This is a genomic window from Staphylococcus sp. SM3655, from assembly GCF_016917315.1.
Classification (GTDB): Bacteria; Bacillota; Bacilli; order Staphylococcales; family Staphylococcaceae; genus Staphylococcus; species Staphylococcus aureus.
In genome coordinates this window covers 1700458-1712662 of record NZ_CP070305.1, presented here as the reverse complement: position 1 = coordinate 1712662, position 12205 = coordinate 1700458, and the positions used below count along the sequence as shown (strand labels likewise).

Here is a 12205-nt window from a genome sequence, read left to right as displayed (position 1 = left end):
ATATTTTAAAACAATAGGAGGTAAGTTACGATGCCCAAAATAGTCGTAGTCGGAGCAGTCGCTGGCGGTGCAACATGTGCCAGCCAAATTCGACGTTTAGATAAAGAAAGTGACATTATTATTTTTGAAAAAGATCGTGATATGAGCTTTGCTAATTGTGCATTGCCTTATGTCATTGGCGAAGTTGTTGAAGATAGAAAATATGCTTTAGCGTATACACCTGAAAAATTTTATGATAGAAAGCAAATTACAGTAAAAACTTATCATGAAGTTATTGCAATCAATGATGAAAGACAAACTGTAACTGTATTAAATAGAAAGACCAACGAACAATTTGAAGAATCTTACGATAAACTCATTTTAAGCCCTGGTGCAAGTGCAAATAGCCTTGGCTTTGAAAGTGATATTACATTTACACTTAGAAATTTAGAAGACACTGATGCTATCGATCAATTCATCAAAGCAAATCAAGTTGATAAAGTATTAGTTGTAGGTGCAGGGTATGTTTCATTAGAAGTTCTTGAAAATCTTTACGAACGTGGTTTACACCCTACTTTAATTCATCGATCTGATAAGATAAATAAATTAATGGATGCTGACATGAATCAACCTATACTTGATGAATTAGATAAGCGGGAGATTCCATACCGTTTAAATGAGGAAATTGATGCTATCAATGGAAATGAAATTACATTTAAATCAGGAAAAGTTGAACATTACGATATGATTATTGAAGGTGTCGGTACTCACCCCAATTCAAAATTTATCGAAAGTTCAAATATCAAACTTGATCGAAAAGGTTTCATACCGGTAAACGATAAATTTGAAACAAATGTTCCAAACATTTATGCAATAGGCGATATTGCAACATCACATTATCGACATGTCGATCTACCGGCTAGTGTTCCTTTAGCTTGGGGCGCTCACCGTGCAGCAAGTATTGTTGCCGAACAAATTGCTGGAAATGACACTATTGAATTCAAAGGCTTCTTAGGCAACAATATTGTGAAGTTCTTTGATTATACATTTGCGAGTGTCGGCGTTAAACCAAATGAACTAAAGCAATTTGACTATAAAATGGTGGAAGTCACTCAAGGTGCACACGCGAATTATTACCCAGGAAATTCCCCTTTACACTTAAGGGTATATTATGACACTTCAAACCGTCAGATTTTAAGAGCAGCTGCAGTAGGAAAAGAAGGTGCAGATAAACGTATTGATGTACTATCGATGGCAATGATGAACCAGCTAACTGTAGATGAGTTAACTGAGTTTGAAGTGGCTTATGCACCACCATATAGCCACCCTAAAGATTTAATCAATATGATTGGTTACAAAGCTAAATAAATGAATCATGCGATTCAATCTAATCTTAATTGTCTAGGTTAGAATTATGTTGGACTGGTACTACTATCCAGTCCATTTTTTATGTTTAACATTTTTAGAATCAAAAAAGACATAAGGTCTTGGACTAATAATTGTCCATGCCTTATGTCATATACTATATGTCTTATCAATTAGCCAATACCGAATAATTTTGATATAGGCCCTAACGGTAGAATGACACCTAATACCATTGTGATGATAATTAATGCAATTGTTATCCAAAACATTGTGTGACTTTGTTCATGTCTCTTTCTTTTAGCAATCGACACTTCCATCAATCCAACTACTGCAACACCACACAGCATTTTCAATGTAAGCAACATATGATTTGCCCCGCCATTCATAAATGACTGAATTAATATCCAAAATCCTGAAATTAACGTCAACAGCATAAATAAGCGTAAAATCATGTGCAACGGTTTGAAATATGGCGTACCACCTTGATTTTTTGAAATGTTTAAGTATGTAGCGATAAATAAAATAATCGCTAATACCCAACTTAATATATGTAAATGTAACATACTGATTCCCCCCACTTTAATAATTTATATTATTAAATTAAAGCTTCTTGGGATTAATACCCACTTGCTTGTAATTTAATCATGATTTGATTATACACGAATATATATTCTACCACACTTCTATATTTGAGAGGAAGAACATGACATTTTATTCCTTATTAGAATATTGTGCATCTGCTGTAAAATAATCAACTACTTCTTAATATCAATATTTCACTTTCATCTCAAAATGGTAACATTATAAACAATTATCTTTAACACCTTTTTAGAAAAGCAAGAAAAAACCAGGCTGGGACATTAAGTTCTTAGGCAATTTAAAAAAGCTGTTTTCTATTAATTATTTGATAGAAATCAGCTTTTTTGATATGTATTTTATAATGTACAGCTCGTTGAGCTGCTATTTTCCTTATATTAAGTACCATTAATACAAAACCTAGCTCTCGTTTAACTTTATTTATTCCTCGAACTGACATTCTAGTGAAACCCAAAATAGCCTTCACAAATCCAAAAACAGGCTCTACATCAATTTTTCTTTGACTATTGATTTTTTTCGTTTCTGGTTCAAAAAGCTTTTGATTAATTTGGGCATTAAAGTATTTCAAAGTAAAATTACATGTTAATACGTAGTATTAATGGCGAGACTCCTGAGGGAGCAGTGCCAGTCGAAGACCGAGGCTGAGACGGCACCCTAGGAAAGCGAAGCCATTCAATACGAAGTATTGTATAAATAGAGAACAGCAGTAAGATATTTTCTAATTGAAAATTATCTTACTGCTGTTTTTTAGGGATTTATGTCCCAGCCTCGCTTTTTAAATGATAATTATTTAGCGATATAAGTTGTCAGTGTTCCAATATTATCAATAGTCACTTTAACTTCATCACCTGGTTGTAAAAATTTAGGTGGTTGCATACCTGCACCAACGCCTGCTGGTGTACCAGTTGCAATAATATCTCCCGGATGTAGTGCAACATATTTTGAAATTTCTTCTATTAATTCATCAATTTTAAGAATCATTTCGCCAGTGTTACCATCTTGTCTAATTTCATTGTTAACTTTTGTAACAATATTTACATTTTCAGGTAATGGTAGTTCGTCTTTAGTAACGATATAAGGACCCATTGGGCAACCGCCAGTTAAACTTTTTGATAAAAATGCTTGATCTTGTTCACTTTGTGCTTTGCGATCAGTGATATCGTTAATAATTGTATAGCCGTAAACATAATCTAAAGCTAATGCTTTTGGAATCTTTTCACCAGACTTACCAATAACAATACCTAATTCACCTTCATAATCTAATTGATCAGTAATATCTTTATGATTTGGAATTGTTGCATTATCTCCTGTTAAAGATGACGCTGCTTTTGTAAATACATATAATTTTTCTACTTCATGATTTAATTCGTTCGCATGATCTTTGTAATTTCTACCAAAAGCAATCACATTATTCGGAGGTGTTACTGGTGGTAAGAATTCAATGTCATTAAATGAAATTTTATAGTCTTCAGCTTTGCCGCTATCTTCTGCTGCTACAACTGCTTTACGTACTTGTTCTTGAAAATCTAAAGTATGATTTTGTTGTAAACCAGCTAACAATGTTTTAGGATGGAAATCTCCTTCTGCAAAGTCAGCAAATACTTGTGTTAAATCCCATACAGCATCTTCGCGTTTTACTTTAACGCCATATGAAGTTTTGTCATTATACTTGAATGATAAGAATTTCATTCATTCTCAACTCCTCATCTTTATCTTAATTCACATTATAACTTTTTTCGTTATCAAATAACAAATAAATAAGTAAGACAATTTTGAAAATGAGTTATGTTCATTCTGCTACAAGGGCTTTGCACTTAATCGAAATTATTTTTTATTCTTTTGAAAATCAAAATACTACAGTTGCAATGTACCAAATTTGAAGAAGTATAAATAACCTTTAACTTCTTTATTAAGAATCGTTTGAAGCGTATTTTGATAATATTTCATCTGTATCTTATATTTATTTTTTAATTGTGTACCAATTTCTTCATCTGTCATCCCACGACGACGATTAAATGCATCGGTTTTATAGTCTACAAAATAATGCACACCGTCTTTAACAAAGATCAAGTCAATCATACCTTGAATAATTGAGACGTCTTCGTCTCCTTGTGGCAATTGGTCAACTAATGCTTGGTTAACTACAAACGGTAATTCACGATAAACTTGCTCTGCTTCAGCAATAATCGAATATAACTCACTATTGATAAATGTCATTATTTCATCCATACGGATATCTTTTTTCGCATCTGCTTCGATAATATGTTTATCGATTAATCCATCGATATACTGATGTAACTCAACTTCAGATATGCGCTCTTTTTTGAATGGTAAATGTTGCATCACTGTATGCATTAACGTACCAATTTCATTCGCTTTTCGTTTACCTTGTTCACTTAGAAATTTAGGTCGTTCATACGTTGAAAAACCGATACGATATTGCCTTACTCGTTCGTAACTTGTGCCACTTTCTTCTGTTTCATATTGTCTTTTCAATTCAGAAACAGATTGTTTTGAGGGCTTTTTAGTATCATTTACATATGGATATCGATAATCAAGTTGGTGTTTAATTTGTGCTTTAACATCTTCATTACCATTTTGCATAGTTTCTAATTGATTAACCGAACGATATTCATCATTATCTAAAATGGTTTCTGTAGACACATCTTCAAAGTACACAATTGAAATATTTACATTCGGACGACTACTATCTTCAATTTGTGCTATATCTTTTTCAAATTTTAAATCATCTGGAATTGACGCAGATTGATGTTTAGATAAAATACTATAAATAAGATGGAACGGATTTGGTGAAGTTAATCGTTCATTGACAGCAATGTGCTCACCAGAAATAGACAATTGCTCTAGTTCTAGTAATGATTTATCATTTTTCACTCTACCAATTAAATAAAGTTGTTCTTTCGCTCTTGTTAATGCTACATAGACTAATCGCATTTCTTCTGACACAAGTTCTTTTTCGGCAACAGCTCTATATGCAACCGAAGCTAAAGATGGAAATGCCATTTCTTTATCCACATCAAAATAATCCATTCCGAGACCAAATTGCTGATTTAAAATAACTGGTTGTTTCAAATCACGTTTATTAAAATCTTTTGACAATCCAGAATAAATGACAAATGGAAACTCTAGACCTTTACTACTATGAATTGTCATCATTCTAACGACATTATCGTTTGGACCAACTACATTTTCCTCACCAAAATCTTTGCCTCTTTCAATCAATTCATCGATAAAACGAATAAATTGATATAAACCTCTAAAACTTGAATTCTCAAACTCGATAGCTTTATTAAATAAACCATAAAGATTTGCACGTCGTCCACGTCCACCAATAAGTCCACTAAAGTATTGAATAACATAATGATCATTATAAAATTTATCAATTAACTGATACACCGGATGATCTTTACTATATTGTTGGTAACTTTGAATATCTGATAAAAACATTTTTAATTTATCAACTAAAATTGCATCTGCTGCTTCGTCATTAATGTAATTTACAATCGATTGATAGAAGTAGTCATCATTTGGACTCAATATTCTAATTTGAGCTAATTCGTCTTCTTTGAACTGATATATAACGGAGCGCATTAACCCAACTAAATAAATATCTTGTAATGGATTATCTATCGCTCTTAAAAATGATAATACTAAGCGGACTTCTGTTTGTTCAAAGTAACCTTCACGACTATTCACATGGAATGGAATATCTTCATTTTTAAAGGCTTGTTGTAAATTGCGAGCTTGTCCAAAGCTGCGTTCTAGAATAACGATATCCTTGTATGTCGCACTTCTATAGCTTCCTGTTTTCATATCATAAACTTTTTGATGTTCTAAGATATCTTTAACTTGTTCTACTATAAAATGCGCTTCTTGTTCACTACCAGTTAAATCACTATGTTCTTGATCCGCTTCAACAAGGACTTTTAAGTTTACTGGATGGTCCGATTCATCATATGGTGCACCATAATACAACTGTGCCGCTTCATCATATTTTACTTCACCGACTTGTTCATCCATCATATGTTTGAATATATAGTTAGTCGTTGACAGTACTTCTTTTCGAGAACGGAAGTTTTGCGACAAATCAATTCGACGTCCAGTGCCATCTCCATCTATAGTAAAGCGTTGATACTTTTCAATAAATAAACTTGGATCAGCTTGTCTAAATTTATAAATGGATTGCTTAACATCTCCAACCATAAATAAATTACCATTATGTTCATCACCCGTTTTGATGCAAGATAGTATTTTCTCTTGAACTCGGTTCGTATCTTGATACTCATCGACCAATATTTCTTGGAAGTGTTGACGGTATGATTCGGCAATTTCTGAAGGCGAACCATCCTCATTAGTTAAAATTTGTAATGCAAAATGTTCATAATCAGAAAAATCCAAAATATTTTTGCTACGCTTTTTTCGATTGAATTCTGACATAACATCTTTCACAATACGCGCAAGGTACTTTACTCGTGGCGCCAATTGTTGCATATCAGCTTTCAAATCATCAGCTTCTCTTGAAAAGTAATCACTCTTCACTTTATCAATTAATGATTTATATTTTTTATACTGAAGTTTAGCATCTTCTAAGGCATCGACCATCATTTCATTTGCTTCTTTAATTTTCGCTGTTACATTAGGCAAACGCGCGCCAAATTCGTGACCAGTTAAATAAGGTATATCAATAAAGCCACCTTCTAAAACACGCCCCATTAAACGTCGTTCATCTTCTATAACAGCTAAATGTTTATCGACGCTATCCATCATACTAAACAAATCATACGCCTTATTTAAAGCATCATAAGCAGCTGTGATAAATACTTTAGATAAGTCTGTTAGTAGTTGAATAAGTTGCGCTTGTTGTGCTTCTTCTTCGTATGGTGTCACCAATTGATCCAACCAATTTGTAGGATTTGGATTTGCAACGCTAAAGAAATACAATTGTTTAATAATCATTCGAAACTGATCATCACTTCTATCTGAAGACAATTGCTCTGTTAATTCAATAAAAGCAGGATCAAGGATATCGTAATGTTGTTCTATGACCTCATCTATCGTTTGTTCTAATAATAAAATATTTTCAGCTTCACTGCTTGTTCTAAAGTTCGGGTCAATATTTAATACATCATAATGCTGTTGAATTAATTTCAAGCAAAAACTATGGAGTGTAGATATTTGTGCTTGATGAATTTTGATGCGTTGGTTTTTCAAGTGTGCATTTGCAGGATCAGCAATCGATGCCTCTTGAATACGTTGGTCTACACGATGCTTCATTTCACGTGCGCTTAAGTTTGTAAACGTTACGACTAAAAGTCGATCGACATCAATGCCATCACGTAAAATCTTTTGGATAATACGCTCAACTAGTACAGCTGTTTTACCTGAACCTGCCGCGGCTGCAACAAGTACATCTTGTCCAGTTGCGTAAATACTTTGCCATTGCGCGTCAGTCCAAATCACGCCTTGTGGTTTCTCTGGAATTGTCATCTATTGCTCACCCCCAAATTCATCATTAATGTTAATATTTTGAATTGCTTCAATTGGATTTATTGTTTCATCTACAGTTCGATATCGCTTACTATCAATCATGCCATCTACATGACATACCGATTGATAACTACAAAAAGCACATGGCAATTTTTGTTTGTACTTTAATGGTGCAACTTCAGTATGTCCATCCATAATATTTGAAGCTGTTTCTATAAAATTCTCTTTGTTATGTTGGATGAATTTATAAATCGTTGCTTCATCTGCCACTTGGCTGCCTCGTTTACTCAAAGAGCCATCTTTATTCAAACCAACTGGTACAATATCTGAAGTGAATTTAGGTTCTAAACGAATATCCAATGCATCAATAACAGTTTGGTCTGCATTAACTAAACCACTCAACTTAAACTTTTTAATTAAATCTTGTTCTAGTTTATCTTCATCAATATCAGACCATGATTTAAATTTAATTCTAGGTTCATGTACATGGAAGTATAATAATCCACCTGGTTTCACAATATCTGTTAATCCAAGGCGTTGTTTATTTTGTAAAACGATATCCATGTATGTCATCATTTGCATTTGCATACCATAATATACTTTCGTTAAATCAAGTGTCGCACTACCTTCAGAGGATTTATAGTCAATGATATTAACAAAACTTGTATCATTCTTTGTATACGTATCGATACGGTCAATTTGCCCTCTAATATTAATTGGAATACCTTGAGTTGTCGTTAATGTTTGTGCAATTAATTCGTCATTTGTTCTTGGTTTCCTTCTAAAACTTGTCTCAAAATGTTTTGGCATAAACTTTGAATACGTGCCTTGATATTTTAATGCGCTTAGTGTTGTTTCTACAATAGCGCCAATGCGTCTTGATAAATAACGATAGTAAGCTGAAGAATTTAATAAATTAAACTGAACTTTAGGTAAAATTTCTTCCAATGCTTCATTCGTTAATTGTCTTATTTTTTTCAGGTCTAATTGTTTAAAATCGCCATTAATACGTTCAGATATATATTTTAAAACAGAATGGAAAATATCACCTAAATCAAAGTTTTGAAGTTCATACTTCGTTCGCTCATTTAGTTTCAGACCATGTGACGCATAGTGTTTAAATGGGCATTGTTGATAACCTTCAAAACGGGATACACTGGCATTGATTTCCTTACCATATAAATCTTTAGACAACGTTTCACCTAATTTTACAGTTTCATTGTCAAACGTTAATGCTGACATTAAATAATCTAAACCTTGATTTAAATGATCGCTATCTCTAATTACTTGATAAGCATCTAACCAACTATCAGCCACAATTTCATCATATAACCAAGCACGCAATGCTTCAAATAATGTAATTTTGGTTTGCTTAACATGTTGCATTAGTGACAATGGGTTAACTTCATGGTATTGAGGAATGTTAGTAATTTCCAATTGGTTGAACAATGATTGAATTTGATTTAAAAATGGGCTGATCTCCTTATCATCACCACTTGATCCCATTAGACTGTAAGAAAATGTAACATCTCCCTTAGCTCTAGTCATAGCAACATAACAAACAAATGCTTCATCCATCTGTAAAATATCTGATGTTGGACTTAACTCGACATTAGCCTGCTGTTCAAAGTATTTCTTTTCTTCATCTGTAATCAAGCTTGACGCAGTTACTGGTTGTGGCATCGTACCATCATTCATTCCAACTAAGTAAACATGTTGCTTATTGTCGACTTTAGCCAAATCCATCGTACCAATACTAACTTGGTCCAATGTTTGCGGAATCATAACAAATTCTAATTGTTCTAAACCAATATCAAATACTTCTAAAAAACGTTCCATCGACATTGGTTCATCTCCAAATACTAGAACTAAGTCGTCAAGGATTTGAATTAAGCCATTCCATATTTGATCAATTTCCTCCGCCTTTTCATGATTACCATTTAAATCAAGTTCATCTCGCTCTGTCATCAATTGATTTGGCAGTTCGAAATATTCCATACTTTCATAAAAAGCAGTTGCAAAGTCTTTTACAGTTTCCGCTTGTGACATTTGCTTTTCAAAATGTAAAATTTTATCAATGACATCTTTCTTTAACTTAACGACTTGTTCAAATGTGTTACGTTCATCTTCGGTCAGTTTATGCGCTTTACGCCCCATTTTGCTAAAATGTTCGACATTAAATAGCTCATCATCTAACCAACGTTTACCGTATATACCACGTTCAAGTACAAAATTTTCAAGTAAATCAACTAAGTATGCACTTTTTAGATATGATGCCGTTAACACATCAGTCTTCAATAAGCGTAGCATTGGATTCACTTGCCAATTAGATTGAATAACTTCAATCAATGAACGAATCATTTCCATGACCGGATGATGTGTCATCGAACGCTTTGTATCAATGTTATAAGGAATATTATAAAGCGGTAATATGGAATCAAATAAATAAGCATAAGACTCGTCACGATATAAAATTGCAATATCTTGATATCGTAATTGCTTATCACGAATATCAACGATGATACGTCGCGCAATTTCATTTATTTCCTCTCTCATAGTCGCAGATTCTAAAATATTGATATGACCTTGACATGCCACTCGATTGATTTGAAGTGCATCAAATTCTTGTTCAAGATGCTTTAAATCTTGATTATTGAAGCGATATAATTGCTTGAAATATTGACGTTCAATAGAAATATTGAGTTCATTTGCTATTTCTTCAATATGTCGTAACACTTCCGATGGTTTTCTAAATAAACTAAATTGATCGTGGTTACCATCTGTCGTCAATATAATTGTGACACTCTTCGCATATTTAATTAATCCTTTGATTATTAAATACTCAATCGTTGAAAAGTTGTGAAAACCATCAATATATATATCAGCACGTTTTAGCCACTCTGATTTCGGCATACAATCAATAAAATATTGTAATGAATCCTCACCCGTAATAAACTCGTTTTGAATGCGTTGTTCGAACTCACGGTATATTAAAGCAATATCCTCTAACTTATTTTTAGTTCGAGTTTGCATATTTTTATCAGCAATAAAGTGTTCTAAATGTTCAGGCGTTACTGCATATTTTTTAAAATCTTGAATTTGTTCTGTTAATTTTTCACTAAACCCATAATATTTTGCTTGTGATTGATAAAGTTTTAAATACTTTTGTTGTTCTTGAACAATGTTATAAATCATCATTTCCGTTGCAGCTTTAGATAACTTTTGTTCGCTATAACTACCAACTTCTTGGAAAATACGATGACTTAATCGTTCAAAATGCAACACTTCTGTTCTTAAACTACCATTTAATTCCGGATCATTGACAAAGGCTTGTTCTAATTGAAATGTACTTTGAGTTGGCGCAATTAAAATGATTGGATCTCCAAGCGGATCTGCTTTCATTTTTTGTTTTATTTCGGTCAACATTTTCGTAGACTTACCTGTTCCCGCTCTACCTAAATAAGCATGTAATGTCATGACAAACCCTCACTTCCTTTGACACATATTTTAACACAAAGTGATTGTGATTGATTTATTATAAGTTCATTTCGAACTTAGCTTTTATTGTGGTACTAACAAAATAAAACATCGTTTATCAGTATTAAAACCGACAAACGATGTTGTATTTGTTTCATATTAATTTTTAGTATTTTCAGGATTGAAATTATGTTTAAATTCACTAAATGGCCAGAATCTAAATGAAACTTTACCAACAATTTGGTCTTCATCAATGAGGCCAAACGCACGGCTATCTTTACTTACTTCACGATTATCTCCAAGCACTAAATATTTACCTTTTGGAATGACATTTGATTTAGGATTCGCATTCGGTAAATCTTTAACTTGGAAAGTCCCAGTAATGTAATCACCTTGTTTATGTTTTAAATTGTAGTTTAAATATGGTTCATCTTGTTTTTTACCATTGACATATAATGTATCATTTTTATATTCTACTTTATCGCCAGGAACACCGATGACACGTTTAACATAGTCATCATTTTTGTTTGCATGGAAGACAACTACATTACCTTTTTCCAAACCACCTGTTTTATATCCAATAATGTTTACAGCTACTCGCTCGCCATCTTTCAAAGTTGGATCCATTGATTCACCTTTAATCGTATATGGTGTAACAATAAATTTACCTACTATAAATAAAATGACAAAAGCGACTGCAATTGAAATAATCCATTCCAATAATTCTTTTTTCAATTTTGACACCTCTTTTTAAGATTTGAACTGAATCGTCCATTTTGAAAAAGGATAATATCTCAAACTTATATTACCAATAATATCCTTTTTATCAATTAAACCAAATTGTCTTGAATCATGCTGATTGTTATCATGATCATTTAGCACAACAAAATTGTTAGGCGGTATAATATCTCCATCTAATTCTTTAAAATTGCGCAAACTAAAATCTTTAATTTTTCTGTTCTTGGCATAAGATGCGTCAACCGGTCGGTCATCACGGTATAATTGTCCCTGACGAAACGCCATTGATTGACCAGGTTTGGCAATAATTCGACTAGTATATATCTCGTTACCACGCCTATATGTAATGATATCACCATTATTCAATTGATTAAATGTAACTTTAATTTTATTTACAATAACACGATCCCCTTTGTTAAGGCTTGGTGACATATCATTATTCGGAATGACATGACCAACTATTACAAAAGTTTGTACGAACAGTACAATGATAATAGCAAGTATCAATGAAATCAAATATTTTACAACTTTTTTCACGATG

At 32.7% G+C, this 12205-nt stretch carries 7 protein-coding genes and 1 pseudogene; 1 reads left to right on the top strand and 7 read right to left on the bottom strand.

The features are described from left to right. The first annotated feature begins 30 nt into the window (after positions 1-30). Positions 31-1347, top strand: coding sequence for a CoA-disulfide reductase (locus JQN76_RS08420; protein ID WP_001124511.1), 1317 nt, complete (start codon positions 31-33; stop codon positions 1345-1347). 170 nt (positions 1348-1517) lie between these two features. Here JQN76_RS08420 and JQN76_RS08415 read toward each other — a convergent pair whose 3' ends face one another. The 7 genes and pseudogenes from JQN76_RS08415 to lepB (JQN76_RS08385) form a co-directional block, all read right to left on the bottom strand. Then, complete coding sequence (locus JQN76_RS08415) at positions 1518-1907, bottom strand: YisL family protein (protein ID WP_000902811.1); 390 nt, start codon at positions 1905-1907, stop codon at positions 1518-1520. Between the two features lie 314 nt (positions 1908-2221). After that, a pseudogene (locus tag JQN76_RS08410) lies at positions 2222-2503 on the bottom strand (transposase); the annotation flags it as partial. A 224-nt stretch (positions 2504-2727) separates the two neighbouring features. Further along, positions 2728-3630, bottom strand: coding sequence for a fumarylacetoacetate hydrolase family protein (locus JQN76_RS08405; protein ID WP_000670752.1), 903 nt, complete (start codon positions 3628-3630; stop codon positions 2728-2730). 165 nt (positions 3631-3795) lie between these two features. Then, positions 3796-7449: a helicase-exonuclease AddAB subunit AddA gene (gene addA / locus JQN76_RS08400; protein WP_000154930.1), complete on the bottom strand. Its 3654-nt coding sequence runs from the start codon at positions 7447-7449 to the stop codon at positions 3796-3798. Then, positions 7450-10926, bottom strand: a complete 3477-nt coding sequence (gene addB, locus JQN76_RS08395) for a helicase-exonuclease AddAB subunit AddB (RefSeq protein ID WP_000172340.1) — start codon at positions 10924-10926, stop codon at positions 7450-7452. Positions 10927-11085: 159 nt separating this feature from the next. After that, a complete protein-coding gene (gene lepB, locus JQN76_RS08390) occupies positions 11086-11661 on the bottom strand; it encodes a signal peptidase I (RefSeq protein ID WP_000711896.1) in 576 nt (191 codons plus the stop codon). Positions 11662-11676: 15 nt separating this feature from the next. Beyond that, positions 11677-12201 (bottom strand): signal peptidase I, encoded by a 525-nt coding sequence (gene lepB / locus JQN76_RS08385; RefSeq protein ID WP_000758204.1) that lies wholly within the window; start codon positions 12199-12201, stop codon positions 11677-11679. Positions 12202-12205: the final 4 nt, after the last annotated feature.